Origin of the sequence: Thalassospira sp. HJ, from assembly GCF_000948415.1 — a bacterium.
Taxonomy (GTDB): Bacteria; Pseudomonadota; Alphaproteobacteria; order Rhodospirillales; family Thalassospiraceae; genus Thalassospira.
Genome location: NZ_JYII01000019.1, coordinates 1 through 16014, shown reverse-complemented (window position 1 = coordinate 16014; position 16014 = coordinate 1). Strand labels below are relative to the sequence as shown.

13 protein-coding genes are annotated in these 16014 nt (G+C 55.3%); 9 read left to right on the top strand and 4 right to left on the bottom strand.

Annotation, left to right across the window (positions count from 1 at the left end; translation table 11 throughout):
* Position 1 precedes the first annotated feature (1 nt).
* From UF64_RS14360 to UF64_RS14350, 3 genes are all read left to right on the top strand, one after another.
* Positions 2-1225: an MFS transporter gene (locus UF64_RS14360; RefSeq protein ID WP_044829316.1), complete on the top strand. Its 1224-nt coding sequence runs from the start codon at positions 2-4 to the stop codon at positions 1223-1225.
* Between the two features lie 7 nt (positions 1226-1232).
* Positions 1233-2357 (top strand): ABC transporter substrate-binding protein, encoded by a 1125-nt coding sequence (locus tag UF64_RS14355; protein ID WP_044829315.1) that lies wholly within the window; start codon positions 1233-1235, stop codon positions 2355-2357.
* Between the two features lie 277 nt (positions 2358-2634).
* A complete protein-coding gene (locus UF64_RS14350; RefSeq protein WP_044829314.1) occupies positions 2635-4095 on the top strand; it encodes an NAD-dependent succinate-semialdehyde dehydrogenase in 1461 nt (486 codons plus the stop codon).
* A gap of 93 nt (positions 4096-4188) precedes the next feature.
* On the opposite strand, the gene UF64_RS14345 is transcribed toward UF64_RS14350, so the two are convergent.
* Entirely contained in the window at positions 4189-4740 is a 552-nt protein-coding gene (locus UF64_RS14345; RefSeq protein ID WP_044829313.1) for a hypothetical protein, read from the bottom strand.
* Between the two features lie 36 nt (positions 4741-4776).
* Positions 4777-4977: a hypothetical protein gene (locus tag UF64_RS20950; protein WP_235285076.1), complete on the bottom strand. Its 201-nt coding sequence runs from the start codon at positions 4975-4977 to the stop codon at positions 4777-4779.
* Positions 4978-5052: 75 nt separating this feature from the next.
* Here UF64_RS20950 and glpK point away from each other — a divergent pair, with 75 nt between their 5' ends.
* Both glpK and UF64_RS14335 read left to right on the top strand, forming a co-directional pair.
* Positions 5053-6549 (top strand): glycerol kinase GlpK, encoded by a 1497-nt coding sequence (gene glpK / locus UF64_RS14340; RefSeq protein ID WP_044829312.1) that lies wholly within the window; start codon positions 5053-5055, stop codon positions 6547-6549.
* Between the two features lie 192 nt (positions 6550-6741).
* Positions 6742-7683 (top strand): AEC family transporter, encoded by a 942-nt coding sequence (locus UF64_RS14335; RefSeq protein ID WP_044829311.1) that lies wholly within the window; start codon positions 6742-6744, stop codon positions 7681-7683.
* Here UF64_RS14335 and UF64_RS14330 read toward each other — a convergent pair.
* Positions 7680-9764, bottom strand: a complete 2085-nt coding sequence (locus tag UF64_RS14330; protein ID WP_044829310.1) for a bi-domain-containing oxidoreductase — start codon at positions 9762-9764, stop codon at positions 7680-7682. The genes UF64_RS14335 and UF64_RS14330 overlap by 4 nt on opposite strands.
* A gap of 338 nt (positions 9765-10102) precedes the next feature.
* Between UF64_RS14330 and UF64_RS14325 the strand changes: the two genes are divergently transcribed.
* From UF64_RS14325 to UF64_RS14310, 4 genes are all read left to right on the top strand, one after another.
* Positions 10103-10999: a dihydrodipicolinate synthase family protein gene (locus UF64_RS14325; RefSeq protein ID WP_044829309.1), complete on the top strand. Its 897-nt coding sequence runs from the start codon at positions 10103-10105 to the stop codon at positions 10997-10999.
* Between the two features lie 147 nt (positions 11000-11146).
* Positions 11147-12448, top strand: coding sequence for an FAD-binding oxidoreductase (locus tag UF64_RS14320; protein ID WP_044829308.1), 1302 nt, complete (start codon positions 11147-11149; stop codon positions 12446-12448).
* Between the two features lie 11 nt (positions 12449-12459).
* Positions 12460-13461, top strand: a complete 1002-nt coding sequence (locus tag UF64_RS14315; protein WP_044829307.1) for a 4-hydroxyproline epimerase — start codon at positions 12460-12462, stop codon at positions 13459-13461.
* 237 nt (positions 13462-13698) lie between these two features.
* Entirely contained in the window at positions 13699-14367 is a 669-nt protein-coding gene (locus tag UF64_RS14310; RefSeq protein WP_044829306.1) for a GntR family transcriptional regulator, read from the top strand.
* Positions 14368-14437: 70 nt separating this feature from the next.
* Here the strand turns inward: UF64_RS14310 and UF64_RS14305 are convergent, their stop codons facing one another.
* Positions 14438-15508, bottom strand: coding sequence for a proline racemase family protein (locus UF64_RS14305; RefSeq protein WP_082049791.1), 1071 nt, complete (start codon positions 15506-15508; stop codon positions 14438-14440).
* Positions 15509-16014: the final 506 nt, after the last annotated feature.

Here is a 16014-nt window from a genome sequence, read left to right as displayed (position 1 = left end):
TGTGACTGCCGATGTGATCGGGGCAAACAGGAAAATCCATCTCCTGTTTGTCCTGCAACTGGTATCCATGGGCGCAATGGAAATGAGTGGGCCGTTCTGGCCCGTTCATCTGCGTTCGCTTACCAGTTCAGATGATCTGTTCACGTTTGCCAGCATTGGCGTCTATGTCGGACCGATGCTGGGTATCATGTTGACCAGTACCTTCTGGGGGCGGATGGGTGATCGGTTCGGGCACAGGGCGATGATGATGCGCGCCCTGTTTGGCTTGGCCGTAACCCAGCTGGCACTGGCTTATGCCGGTGACGTCTTCTCGATCCTGATCCTGCGGTTTTTGCAAGGTGCGTGTGCGGGGTATATCGCGCCGGCCCAGGCCTATGGGGTCAGCATCGAAAGCCCGGCGCGCCGGGCGAAGCTGTTTGCCTATCTGCAGGTATCAACCAATGTCGGCTCATTGGGTGGGGCGTTGATTGGGGGCGTGATCCTTGATCTGGCGAGTTTCTTCTGGATCAACTTTTCGGCTGCCATCCTGTGTGCGTTCTGCATGATTTCTGTTTGGGTATTGCTCCCATCTGTTGTCACTCCGGAGCGGTCTAAGACAGGTGATAGACCGGAAACCAAACCGAGCATTCTGCGATCACCACAGGTCATCTCCTTGCTTGCCATCATTGGTGTCTTGTTGCTGGGGCGGATGGTGACGCAGTCGCCGTTTTCGATTTACGTGCTCAGCACGTTTGAGGTCGGCAATTGGGTTGTCGGGCTTTGTTACGGCCTGCTGGCGATGGGCTTTGTCGCAACCGCATCGCTTTGGGCGCGCTATTTCGAGGGGCGTGCTGCGCGTGATGTTCTGGGGCGGATGTGTCTGGTGATTGCGGGCTGCATCGTCGTCACCGTGACTGCCGGACTGACCGGATCAGTCATTGTCTTTGCCGCGATGTATTTCCTTTGGGGGATGCTGCTTGGGGCAACAACGCCGGTTCTGACCGCACTTCTGTCGCGCAGTACGTCGGATCATCGTCAGGGGCATCTGCTGGGACTGGCGCAGGGCACAGCGCAATTTTCATCAATTGCCGGGATCGCGTTGGGCGGCTGGTTTGCCCAAGTTTCCGGACTTTCAAACATCTATTTTCTGGTTGGTTTTGTCTATTTCGTCGGTCTGTTGCTGACCGCTTTCACGCGGGCAAACACCTTTCGCGCGGCAAATCCATCGGACGTTTCTGGGGAGTAAGCGGATAATGAGAAAACTGTTTCATATGCTGGCCATTCTGGTGATGGGTCTTGTCGTGCAGAATCCTGCACAGGCCGAAACCATTACCGTAACCGACATTGCCGGGCGCGACGTCACGGTCAATATGCCGATCAAGCGCGCGGTTATTGGCGAAGGGCGCCAGCTTTACATCATTGCCGCCCTTGATCGCGAAAATCCGACCGCGCGCATTGTTGGCTGGCGCAAGGATCTGATCGAGGCCGACCCGGCGACCTATCAGGCCTATTTGCAAAAGTTCCCGGCCTTTGGCGATATCCCGGCCTTTGAGGGGCTTGAGCAAAGCCTGATCGATATTGAAACCACAATCGCGCAAAAGCCCGACATCGTGTTCCTTAATCTTGAAACCAAGCGCGCGGTGGAAGAGGCCGCCTATATCGAAAAGCTTGGCGCACTCGATATCCCGGTGGTCTATGTCGATTTCCGCAACAGCCCGGAAGTTAATACCGAACCATCCATCCGCCTGTTCGGCAAGCTGTTTGGCCGTGAGGAACGCGCCGAGGAATTTGTTGCCTTCCGAGCAGCCGAGATCGCCAAGGTCACCGATCGGCTGGCGGATGCAAAACGGGAACGTCCGAAAGTGTTCATCGATCGTGCGGGCGGGTTCTATGAGGATTGCTGTCATTCATTTGGCAACAGCAATTTCGGTGCGATGGTCGAGCTCGCCGGTGGCGATAACATCGCCAAGGATTTTATCCCGGGAACGTTTGGCCAGATTAATGCAGAGCAGGTGATTGTCTCAAACCCGGCCCATATCATCGTCACCAGCGCGATGTGGGATGTTTATGTGCCAGGCGGGAATTGGGTGCCGGTCGGGCCCGGTGCTGATCCGAAACAGGTGATCGAGAAACTTAAGTTCTATCCGACCCGCCCGGCCTATCTTGGTATCGACGCGCAAAAGGCGAGGAATTTCCACGCGGTCTGGCACCAGTTTTACAACAGCCCGTATCAGTTTGTTGCTATTCAGCAGATGGCCAAATGGTTCCATCCCGATCTGTTTGCCGATCTGGATCCCGATGAAACCTTCAAACAACTCCATGACCGGTTTTTGCCAATTGACTATCAGCCGGGCTATTTCGGGGCGCTTTTGAACTAGGCTTTCGTCAGGTATCTGGCGAGACATCCAAATTCGACATTGGGGCGGGAACAGCGACGGTTGTTCCCGCTTTTTAACCAAACGTCGCAGTTTCTTCTAAATTCTGGCGATGCGGCGTGGTTGCATGCAATCTTATGGCAAAGGCGGCAATGACCCCGGTTTGCGATTGCTATTGGGGAAATATCTCGCAAAGATGTGGCATCCACCACGGAGCAGACTAGATAAGGACCAGTGTTCGATCATGTCGCTCCCAATAATGCTTTCCGGAGGCACTCAAATGATTTCGCTTAAAGACCCCAGTCTTTTCACCCAGCAGGCCTATGTCGGCGGGGAATGGGTCGATGCCCCAGACGGGAAAACCGAACAGGTCACCAACCCGGCAACCGGCGAAGTGCTTGGCACGGTTCCCGTGCTTGGCCGTGATGCGGTCGCCCATGCCGTTGACGTCGCCGAAAAGGCGCAAAAGGCCTGGAAAAAACGCACCGCCAAGGAACGCTCTGCCATTCTGATGAAATGGTACGACCTGATGATGGAAAATCAGGACGATCTTGGCGCGCTGATGACTGCCGAGCAGGGCAAGCCGCTTCCTGAAGCCAAGGGCGAGATCGCCTATGCTTCAAGCTTCCTGCAGTGGTTCGCCGAAGAAGGCAAACGCATCTATGGTGATGTGATCCCGACCTATGCCGAAGGCCGCCGTGTGATGGTTCTCAAAGAACCCGTTGGCGTTTGTGCCGCGATCACGCCGTGGAACTTCCCGACTGCGATGATCACCCGCAAAGCCGCCCCGGCACTTGCCGTTGGCTGTGCGATGGTGGTCAAGCCGGCAATGGAAACCCCGTATTCTGCACTTGCGATGGCGATCTTGGCCGAACGTGCGGGCCTGCCGAAAGGTCTGCTTTCGATCGTCACTGGTGACGCCAAGGAAATTGGCGCGGAAATGACCGAAAACACCAAGGTCCGCAAGCTCACCTTTACCGGATCCACACCGGTTGGCCGTTTGCTGATGCGCCAGTGTGCCGATACGGTCAAGAAAATCAGTCTTGAGCTTGGCGGCAACGCACCGTTCATCGTCTGTGAAGATGCGGATATTGATGCTGCTGTCGAAGGCGCGATTGCCTCGAAATACCGCAATGCCGGTCAGACCTGCGTTTGTGCCAACCGCCTGTTTGTTCATGACGCGGTCTATGACGAGTTTGCCGAGAAATACGCTGCCAAAGTCGCCGAAATGCCGGTTGGCAATGGCGCCGAAGATGGCGTAATCATCGGCCCGCTGATTACCGAAAAAGCGGTTGAAAAGGTCGAAAACCAGATTGCCGATGCGCTTTCCAAAGGGGGTCGTATCCTTACCGGTGGCAAACGTCATGAAAAGGGCGGCTCGTTCTTCCAGCCGACCGTGATTGCCGATGCCAACCGCGACATGCTGGTCTTCCGCGAGGAAACCTTTGGCCCGATGGCACCGCTGATCCGGTTCAAGACCGATGATGAAGTGCTTGAGATGGCCAATGATTCCGAATTCGGTCTGGCGTCCTACTTCTACGCGCGTGATATCTCGCGTATCTGGAAGCTGGCCGAGGGTCTTGAAAGCGGGCTGGTTGGTGTGAATGTCGGCGTCATGGCGACAGAGGTTGCACCGTTTGGCGGCTTCAAGCAGTCCGGTGTCGGCCGCGAAGGCTCCAAATACGGTGTCGAGGATTACCTCGAAGTCAAATATGTCTGCATCGGTGGCGTTGACGAATAATCGTCACAACCACCTTACATAGACGAAAAAGGGCGCTGCAGATTGCAGCGCCCTTTCTGCGTTCGGGATCGGAATGATGTTTATGCCCGCGCATCAGACGTCAAAGATGCCTTTCTTGCGTGCACCGGATGCGTTGGAATTCTCATCACCATTGCCGGTGATCGACTGTGAGGAGCCGCTTGGTAGTTCGGATTGCAATTCGGTGAACACATCAAACATATTCGGGTTAAAGGCGATCTTGGCCTGCAAACGATCCCGGCGTTCATCGGCGGTTTCATCGCCTTTCGCCCCTTTACCAAGTTCGGCTTCGGCAAGGGTGTTGCCATTCAGGCGTTGCTCGATGGCATCGGCAATGGCCTTTTCGATGGCCTGGCGATCTTCGGCATCCATTTCGGCTAGGCTTTCTTCATCCAGCCCCATGCTTTTAAGGATCTTGGCACGCATTTCTTCGATCTTGCGTTCTTCGATCTCCTTTACATAGGTCGTAAAGCCGTGCTCGCGGATATAGGCCAGCTCGGCATTTTCTTCCTTCTTTTCTTCAGGAAGCGGGACGCTGCTTGATGAAATGGTCTGACGGAAACTGGCCGCACTCTTGGCGCTTTGCGCGGTATTGGTGACAGCAGACAGGGTTTCATACAATCCCATCACAACCCTCCATGGGAAAAAGATGCCGGTTGAAATTCATTCTCCCGTTTTCGTTGCAAATGATGTGCCGCGATCAGGGCGGTTAATTTTGCCGTCCGGATCGCTGTTAAACTCAACTCTAATTTTTCGCGATAAAACAGTGGTCTGTGGGATGTGCGTAGAAAAATTTTCGAAAACGAATTGTTTTTTGCCACGATTTTTTTCTAAATAGAGCGATAAAACCAATGGCACCGTCATATGGGCGGGCCGCAACGCATCAATGCATGCAGGGTCGGATCGCAGGAAACCTGCCGGCTCGGGAGGAAAACAAACATGTCAGAAACGCGCTATATCCTTGCCATTGACCAGGGAACGACAAGCTCACGCGCCATTGTCTTTGATGAAAACGGCCGCTCGGTTTCCGTCGCCCAGCAGGAATTTCCACAACATTTCCCCAATAGTGGCTGGGTCGAACATGACCCGGAAGACCTGTGGAATACCGTGGTCGCCGTCTGCAAGGAGGCCTTGGCACGCGTTGATATCGCGAAGGTCTCTACAATCGGCATCACCAACCAGCGCGAAACCACCGTAGTCTGGGACCGCAAGAGCGGCAAGGCGATCTATAACGCCATTGTCTGGCAGGACCGTCGGACAGCCGCCCTGTGTCATGATCTTAAAAAGCGCGATCCCAAGCTTGAAGACACGGTCAATGCAAAGTCCGGCCTTCTGATTGATCCCTATTTCTCGGCAACCAAAGTTGCCTGGATCCTTGATCATGTCTCGGGCGCGCGTGCGCGCGCTGAGCAGGGCGATCTGGCCTTTGGCACGGTTGACAGTTTCTTGTTGTGGCGTCTGACCGGTGGCAAATCACATGCAACCGATGCGACCAACGCGGCGCGCACCAACCTGTTTAACATCCGCGAAAACGCTTGGGATGATGAACTTTGCGACATCTTCCGTGTTCCGCGCAATATGCTGCCCGACGTCAAGGATTGTGCCGCTGATTTCGGCGTCACCGATGCCGATCTGTTTGGTGCTGAAATTCCGGTTCTTGGCATGGCGGGCGATCAGCAGGCAGCGGCCTTTGGTCAATGCTGCTTTGAGCCGGGCGACATCAAAAGCACTTATGGCACCGGCTGCTTTGTTATCCTCAATACCGGGGATGAGGCCGTGACCTCCAAGCATCGCCTTTTGACCACGGTTGGTTATCGCATCAATGGCAAAACAAGCTACGCCATCGAAGGTGCGATCTTTGTTGCCGGGGCGGCTGTGCAATGGCTGCGTGACGGGCTTGGTATCATCAAGTCCGCGGCCGAGACCGAAGGGCTGGCAAAATCCCTTGGTGGCAATCACGGAGTTTATCTGGTGCCAGCCTTTACCGGTCTTGGCGCACCTTATTGGGACCCGGATGCCCGCGGGGCGATTTTCGGCCTGACGCGTGATACCGGTCCGCGCGAGTTTGTCCGCGCCGCCCTTGAAAGCGTTTGTTATCAGACATTTGATCTGTTTGAAGCAATGGCGGCTGATGGCGTATCGCCCAAGGCGGTGCGCGTTGATGGCGGCATGGTTGCCAATGACTGGATGTGTCAGATGCTTTCAGACGTTCTGGGCATTTCAGTAGAGCGCCCCGAAGTCACCGAAACCACGGCACTGGGGGCTGCTTACCTTGCCGGGTTGCAGGCCGGTATTTACCGCGATCTCGATCATATTGCCGAGAATTGGCACCTTGATGCCAGTTTTGAACCAGATATCGAACCGGGCCGCCGCAAGGGTTTGCTTGATGGCTGGAAAGATGCGGTCAAACGGGTGCAGACTTCGCCATCTGACTGACCCAAGTGACTGATACGCATGGCAGCCTTGCCGATGGAATTGCGGTGCGGGGCTGGTAAGTCAGTAAAATGATTTGTAGTATTCAAGGACAGCGTCAATGATGCTGTCCTTTCTTTTTGCGTGATCGACGCGGTTTTCCCGATCTGTTGCGCAGTGCTGTGCATCCTTGCCCATTGTTGCCTTGGGGGAACCATGCTTGATCTGATCGTCGGAAAAGTTGGACCTGTCTTTTTGACGATCCTGTGCGGTTTCCTGCTTACCCATATCAAGATCATCAAGCGCGAAGGCATACCGTTTCTGGCAAAGCTCGCCATGAATGCCTTTATCCCGGCGATGCTGTTTCAGACCCTGTCGCAATCCGACATCAGTGCGCATTTCGATTTGCGCCTGTGGGGCAGCTATTACTCCGGCGTGCTGTTGAACTTTGCTTTTGTGTTTGTTGCTGCGCGTGTGTGGCTCAGCGCCAAGACAGACGAGGCCGCCGTCACCGCCATGGGCGGGGTATTTTCCAACATCGTTTTGCTGGGCATTCCGCTGGTGCAGGCGGTTTATGGCGAAGAAGGTCTGGTACCACTTCTGATCGTTCTTTCGATCCATCCGGTGACCCTGATGGGCATGACCATCATGATCGTCGAGGGTAGCCGCGGTGGCGATGGGCATTGGTTGTCCAACGTGTTTCGCAGTATCGCCCGTGTTGCGCGAAACCCGATCATTGCCGCGATTGTGCTGGGTGTTCTGGCGTCGCTGTTTGAAATTCGCATGCCGGAAATGGTCGACGGCACGCTTGAACGGTTCCGCACCGCAGGCCCAACCATTGCACTTTTGCTGGTCGGTGCCGGGCTTTATGGCCAGTCGGTGCGCGGTAACCTAAGCGCCAGCCTGCTTTGCACCACGGCCAAGATGTTTGTTCAGCCGCTTCTGGTTTTCTCAGTCGGTCATTTCATTTTCGATCTGCCGCCGCTGTGGCTGATGATCGTGACACTGGTCGCGGCACTGCCAAGTGGTGCCAATGTCGCGATTGTGGCGGGCAGCTATAATGTCTGTATCGACCGGTCATCAACCACGATCCTGCTGACCACCATCATCAGCATGCTGACCCTGCCGCTCCTGATCCTTTACGCCGGACCGCATTAATCAGATTTGGTCGAATTGGCCGCCATCAGTATACGCCCCATCACATCGATTTCATCTTCGATCCGCGGCGTCAGGGCAGGGTGCTCGCCACTCGCAATGGCACTAACAAACGCATCTATCGCGGCGGCCTGACCCTTGTCCTGCCCGAACCAGTGTCGCTGGGTGGTCCGGCCATTGACGCGAAGCTTTCTCCAGTCAAACAGCGTTGCAGTGAAATTGGGCGCGTCAATCTCAAGCACTTCCTTGGGATCATGTCGGTTGCCCTGCAGGTAACTCACTTCGCCAACCGACCCATCGGCAAACCGCATGTGCCAGATGCTGTCGCCCGCCGTGCGATCAATCCAGTGACAGGTGAGCCCGATCAGGTCGCTATCAATCAGGCTTATGATCAAATCAATAAAATGACTGATCTCGCCAATCGCGCGGCCGCCCTGATCAGACTGATGAAGCCAGTGATCCGCGGGAAGCGGACTAATCCGCACCCGATAGCGGAATTGTTTCGCGCTCGTCGGCAACGCCTCGCGCAGCTTTTCGGTCATCGCTGCATACCGCCGATTATGCCCGACCATGAAGACGCGTTGTGGTGAAGTCCCAATGGCGTCCCGCAGTAACTCCAGTCCGGCTTGGTCAACCGCAATCGGCTTTTCCAGCCAGACATGCTTGCCAGCGGCAAACGCCTTGGCGGCCAACTCGGCATGACTGTCATGGCGTGTCGCGATGATAACGGCGTTTACACCCGGGTCCGCAAGCAGTTCGTCCGCCCCGCCACTCATGCGCACCCCGGCAATCTTTTTGGCGAGCGCAACCGCCGACAATCCGCTTTGTGAACAGCACGAAGCGATTTGGACCTCAGGATGCTTCTGTAACAGGGGCAACAAACTGCCGCCCAGATAGTTGCCCACGCCGATCAGTCCGACCTGGACACGGTCAGTGGCCTGTGTCGCTTTTCGCTCCGACGCAGTTGGGGGCTTTTCTTGCACGCATTCTGTTTGTCGGTATCTCACCAGCGTTGCCAGCTGCGCGGGATCGGGTCCCTTCGCGAAATGATCCGCGATATCCTCGAAACCAATCTCGGATGTAATAAGTGGGCTTGGGTCAAGCCGTCCGTCTGCCATCAGATCAAGGGCTGCCTGCATATTCCGTTTGATCGTCCATCGCACATAACCCAGCGGATAATCCTCACTCCGCTCTTCATAGTTCGGGTCATAACGTCCCGGTCCATAGGAACGCACCTGACGAATGGTGATTTCCTTTTCATAAAGTGCCTTGCGCGCACCATGCGGGGCGACATCGCCGACACAAACGATTGTCCCGCGATCCCGACAGAGCCGGGTGGCGGCATCTATCAAACGATGTGCACCCTTGCCCGGGGCACAAATATAAACGCTGTCAAAGCTGCTTTCGGGTGCATTCTTGATTGCTGCAACACAGCGCAAACATTCGTTTCTCTCAGCAAGCTCCCGACGCGTTGGATCAGGTTCAATCACCGTCACCAAGGCACCTGCCACGCAGGCCGTTTCGGCAACCAACTGGCCAATCAACCCCGCCCCTATAACCGCCACCCGATCACCAATCGAAGTCTCTCCCTGTCGAAGGGCATGTAAGGCCAAGGCATAAAGTGTCGCAAAAACTGCTTGTTGATCGGGCACCGTATCCGGCACCGGGCAGGCAAGGTTCACCGAAACCCGGTTCCACTCAGCATGATTGGCCTGCCCCATGCCGGCAATGGCAACGCGCTGACCGGCTGTGATGTCTGAGACATTCGACCCCGTAACTTCAACCCGACCCATGGCGCAATACCCCATCGGCATCGGCCGCCCCAGGCGATGATCAACACGTGTCAGTGTGCGACGCAATCCTTCGGATTTCAGATGGCGTAGGGTCAACGCAACCAGATCCGGTCGCTGCCATGCCTTTTGAAAAAGGTTGGCGCGGGCCTGACGGGCTTGGGAGAATTCGGTGCCCGGGCTAATGACGGAGTAACGCGTTTTAACACGGACGGCGTTCCTGTCCGGTTCCGGAATAGGGTAAGCAGTGAGCGCAAGCTTACGTGCGCCGGGAAAACGCAACAGGGCCTTCATCTCCGTCATTATCGCCCTCGACGCTAATGGGTTGAAAAGGGTGATGGTGATTAAATCATATGTAGTGCTATCTGGTCGACGCGTTATTGTCGATGATGATTGACGCACGCTTTTCCTTATCTGCGGTGATGACCAAACCGTCAGTCGTTACCCCGTAAACTCATCGTCGCCATCTGTGGATTTTGCTGCGGAAACAAACTTGAGCAAAAATCCCGTTGCATCGCGATTTTTAATTTTGTATACAATATACATTAATTGAACGCAGCCCAAGATTATCAGGGCTTTCAGGCTTAAGGGTGCGGCCCCATCGCTGCGCCATATCAGGAGGTTACTTTTCCATGCAGGTAAACTGGACTGGCGTTTTCCCCGCCGTTGCCACCCAGATGAACGAAGACGGTTCGATCGATTTCGATATGACCGCAAAGCAGATCGAAGATCTGATCACCGCCGGTGTTGATGGTCTGGTCATGCTGGGCTCGGTTGGTGAAAATACCGCCCTTGATCCCGACGAAAAAATCGCCGTCCTGAAACTGGCCGTCGAAGTCACCAAGGGCCGTATCCCGGTCTTGTCCGGTGTCGCTGAAAGCTCCACCCGTTCGGCCATCCGTTATGTCCAGGAATGTGAAAAGCTCGGTGCCGATGGCCTGATGCTTCTGCCGGGCATGGTGTATACCGCCGACCCGCGCGAAAATATCGAACATTTCCGCACTGTTGCGGCCGCGACCAAGCTGCCGATCATGATCTACAACAACCCGGGTGCCTATCGCATCGATATCAAGCCAGATGAGTTCAATCAGCTTGCCGATGTCGAAAACCTTGTCGCGATCAAGGAAAGCTCCGGCGATCCGCGCCGTATTACCGACATCTACAACGCCTGCGGTGATCGTTTCGTTCTGTTCTGCGGCATGGATGACCTTGTCATGGAAACCCAGGTTTTGGGTGCGGTTGGCTGGATTTCGGGCTTCACCGATGCCTTCCCGAAAGAATCGGTTGCACTCTGGAAGTTGCTGTCCGAGGGCAAATACACCGAAGCGCTTAAAATCTATCGCTGGTTCACCCCGGTTCTGCACATGGATGTGCATGCCAAACTGGTTCAGTACATCAAACTTGCCCAGGAAATGACCGGCGTTGGCAAACCGCACGTTCGTGCACCGCGTCTGCCGCTGGTTGGTGAAGAACTTGAGACCATCAAGGCGACCATCCAGAAAGCCATCGATACCCGCCCGTCACTCTAAGGGCTGTGCTTTGCAATCATGATTGCACTGGCACTGTATTTGATGAAACAGTAGGCTCCTCCGCGCATGTTGCGGGGGAGTTTCCTGCGATGTGCCCGTGGATTAGAAAACCAAGCGCCACATATCCCAAATCGTGAGGCCCCAAAAATGACGCCAGCCAAAGCCGCAAGTTCATCTGACAAGTCTGATTCCCAAAAGGTCGTTGTGATTGGTGCCGGTATTGTCGGCGTCAATGTTGGTTTGGCCCTGCTGGGTAAGGGCTATGACGTCACGATCCTTGATCGTGGCGAACCGGGCATGGGGGCTTCCTTTGGCAATGCGGGCGGTATTGCGGTGTCTGAATGTGCACCGGTCGCGATGCCGGGAATGCTGATGAATGTGCCGGGCTGGCTGATGGACCCATTAGGTCCGCTATCGGTGCGTTGGGGCTATTTGCCGAAAATGATGCCCTGGTTGCTTCGGTTTCTGGCGGCAAGCAGCAAAACCCGGGTGGAGCAGATCGCAACCAATATGGCGACGCTGCTAAACCGCGCCTGGGATGATTATGACCCGGTTCTGAAGGAAGCGGGCCTTACCGATGCCGTTTTCAAAAAGCACGGCGCCATGGCGGTGTATCGCAGCACGGAATCGCGCAAGGCCGCCGAATATGCCATTGATTTGCGTCGGCGCAACGGTATCAAACTGCGCGATCTGACGCGTGATGAGGTTCGCGATATCGAACCCGATCTGGCACCGATCTTTGCCTGTGGCGTGATGGAAGAGGACTGGGGCCATGTCCTTGATCCCTTCAAAATTACCACTGGTATCTTCAAGCACTTCCTCGATCGCGGCGGAAAATTCGAAACCGCTGACGTTACCAATTTCGTGTTCCGCGATGGCAAGCCCCGTGCGGCCACCACCGATGCCGGTGACATGATCACCTTTGATCAGGTGGTTGTCGCCTGCGGTGCCTGGTCAAAGACGCTCGCCAAGCGGCTGGGCAGTCCTGTTCCGCTTGATACGGAGCGCGGCTATAACACCACTGTCCCTTACCACGATGCCAAACTGTCGCGCATGATTGTTTGTGCCGATGACAGCTTTGTTCTAAGCCCGCTTGAAATGGGTATTCGCGTCGGTGGTGCGGTCGAATTGGGCGGCCTTCTGGCTGCACCCAACTATGAACGCGCCAAGGCGCTATTTGCCAAGGGTAAGGAAGTCCTGCCCAAGCTTAATGGCGAAGGCGGTACGGAATGGATGGGCTTCCGGCCGTCCATGCCGGATTCAACGCCGGTCATTTCCAAAAGCCCGCGTCACACCAATGCATTCTTTGCATTCGGTCACGGTCACCTTGGCCTGACACTAGGGGCGACGACCGGGCGTCTTGTTGCCGATTTGATGGCAGATGGCGAAGCTCCGGTCGACATGACCCCGTATCGTATTAATCGTTTCTCTGGTTTCACCGGTTTCTAAAGGCCCCACTCATGGCGAAAAGCAGTTTCTTTTGTGTCGACGGTCATACTTGCGGCAACCCGGTGCGTCTCGTTGCCGGCGGTGGTCCCAAGCTTAAAGGCACCACCATGCTCGAAAAGCGGGCGCACTTCCTGGCGGAATATGACTGGATCCGTACCGGCCTGATGTTTGAGCCGCGTGGCCATGACGTCATGTCGGGCTCGATCCTGTATGATCCGACGTCCGATGACTATGACGTCGCCGTTCTGTTTATCGAAACATCCGGCTGCCTGCCGATGTGCGGTCATGGCACGATTGGCACGGTGACCATGGCGATCGAGGAAGGGCTGGTAAAGCCCAAAACGCCGGGGCGCTTGCGCCTTGAAACGCCAGCTGGTCTGGTGATCGCGGAATACAATCAGGTCGGCGATTACGTTGAATCGGTCAAGCTCACCAACGTGCCGTCCTTCCTTTATAAAACCGATATCGAAGTCGATTGCCCCGATATCGGCCCGATCAAGGTTGATGTTGCCTATGGCGGCAATTTCTATGCGATTGTCGAGCCACAGGAAAACTACCGCGACATGGCGGATTTCTCGGCCGGGGATCTGCAGCGCATCAGCCCGGAACTCCGCCGCCGTTTGAATGAACAAAACGAATTCGTTCATCCGCTTTATCCCGATATCAAGGGGCTGTCGCACATCCAGTGGACCGGTAAGCCGACCCAGCCAGACAGCACGCACCGCAATGCCGTGTTTTATGGCGATAAGGGTATTGACCGTTCGCCATGCGGCACCGGGACATCAGCCCGTCTGGCGCAACTGGTTGCCAAGGGGCAGTGGGATCCCAAGGATGAACTGGTCCATGAAAGCATCATCGGATCGCAGTTCCGCGTTTCCGTCGTCGAGAAAACCAAGGTCGGTGAATTTGATGCCGTCGTGCCGGGTATTGAAGGCTGGGCGCGCAAGCATGGCTACAACACGATCTTCATCGATGATCGCGATCCATACGCCCATGGCTTCATCGTCAAATAGGTCGGAGGTGAACAGGACAGAGTGTTCTTGATCACATCTTGATATAAAAAGGGGGCTCTATGCCCCCTTCGTCGTATTTCGGCAAAGTGTGGGGGGGTATACAGTATGCAATTGTATTGCGACTTGGCTGGCCCAACGCTATGAATAGCAAAACTGACAAATTCTGTCGGGCAGAATAAAAGACCCGACCGACCGGCATGCCATGTATCGTCGGGATAACACCGTAAAAGAGCTGAAATGACCGCATCACCGCGATTTACCCGCCGTACCATCACCGATCAGGTGACCGAAGACCTTCGTGCACGCATTCTGACGGGCGATTTCCCTGCGGGTCACCAGCTGCGGCAGGATGCCATTGCGGGTGAATATAATGTCTCGCGCATTCCGGTCCGTGAAGCCCTGCAGCGTTTGGACGCTGAAGGACTGGTTTCCTTCCAGCCGCACAAGGGCGCCATCGTCTCGCAGCTCTCGCTTGATGAGATCGAGGAACTGTTTGAAGTCCGCAAGCTGCTGGAATGCGATCTTTTGCGTCACGCGGTCCCGCGCCTGACCCCGGCTGATCTGAAATCGGTCGAAGACATCCTGATGGTCTATGACGAAGCTTTCCGCTCCGGCGATGTCGCCAAGTGGGGGGAGCTTAACCGTGAATTCCACGACCGCCTGTATCGCGCCTCGAACCGTCCCAAGACGCTCGAGATTGTCCGCATGATCGGCAATAACACAGTGCGCTTTACCCAGGCGCAGCTGGCCCTGTCCGGCGCAACCGACCGGGCCGAACGCGAGCATCACCAGATTTTCGAAGCCTGCAAGGCCGGCAATGTCGACGAAGCCGTCGAACTGCTTGCCAACCATATCCAAAGCTCGGCCGACAGTCTGATGGAATGCCTGCGCAAGGCGCGGGAATAGGGCGAACTGAAATCCGGAACGTAAAAAGGGATGCTGTTGGCATCCCTTTTTTGTTTCTGTGCTGTTGAGCTTACCCGACAATAAAGCCGCGCCCGACCGCGTCATCCGCGTCATGCCAGAAACTGGCCGTGCCACTATAATGCGCCTTGCCCTTGACCGAGGCGATGATGGCTGGATGCGGACCGAAGCTGGTTGTGGCTTCAACCGATCCTTCAAAGCTTGATCCGATCACGCTTTCAAACACCCGGACCTGTCCCGGTGTGATCAATCCCTTGGCATGCTGGATGGCAAGCCGGGCGCTGACCCCGGACCCGGTCGGGCTGCGATCAACCTGGTTTTTGGCAAACACACATATATTACGTGTCGGGGATGCCCCATACGCATCACCCCCGTCGGTCAGGATTGCGCCATATAAAAAGGCCAGATCATCATGATCGGGATGCGATAGCGTCACACTGTCATTTACTGCCTGACAAATCTCCTCTGAAAGTCGTGTCAGGTGGCTAACATTTTCTGGCGTAATCGCGATATCAAATTGCCCGGCATCAAGGATGGCATAGAACGCCCCGCCATAGCCGATATCGGTTTTGAAGTTCGTGCCATCGGCGAGCTGTAAGGAAAGGTCACTGGCAAACATAAAGGACGGCACCGATGAAAACCGCACCTTGCCGGTTTTGCCGTCACTGACCTCGACCTCGGCGCGCACCAGCCCGCAAGGGCATTCAATATTAACTGTGGTGATTGGTGCGACGGCTTTGACAAGTCCGTAATCAATCGCATAACGACCAAGGGCCAGAATCGCATGGCCGCACATGGTCGAATAACCTTCATTATGAATAAACAGCACCGCAAGGTCGGCCTCCGGAAGGCTGGGCTCAACCAGGATCGCGCCATACATGTCGTAATGACCGCGCGGCTCGAACATCAAAAAGCGGCGCAAATGATCAAGATGGTCGCGGGCATAACGGCGCTTGGCCAGAATGTCGTCGCCCGGAATATCGGGATAGCCCGATGTGACGATGCGCAACGGCTCACCGCCGGTATGCATGTCGATCACCTCAATCGGGGTCTCTTGGCTTGGGTAAGTCGGTTTGATTTGCGAATCACTTTGCGATGTCTGGGGCGTTTTGTCGTGGGGCATGGGCGTTGATCCGGATTAATTGCCGTTTTTGGCAGGGGTGATTCTTTCTTCGGCTTGGTGGTGCGCGAACATCTTATCGGCATTATCGCGCAGGGCAATCCGATCCGGCCCCGATTTTCGGGTTTTGCTCCCCTTGCAGGTCATAAAAGTGAAACCTATATATGGTTTCGCGCAAAAATTTTGCGTAACGACATTTCTGTCATTTTTTTGCAAAAAGGTGTTTGACAGTTCTGGGAGTGGGGCCTATAACCCGCCTCCACCGACGGGGTGCGGCGCCAACGAGACGGCGACGCGGAACGAGCGGTTCGGGGCTTCGGCCTTTGAGTTCTTTGACATTGTAGATCAGAAGGAAGGGATGCGCGGGCAGCGTTATGGCGCAAAAGTCTGTGCATCCTGGAGACGACGGATCGATTTGGTTTAGATCAGATTGATTTGTGGTAACCACCAAAATGTGCAGACGTTAATTTTGAAGAGTTTGTCTATGAGACAAGCTTGGATTGAACATG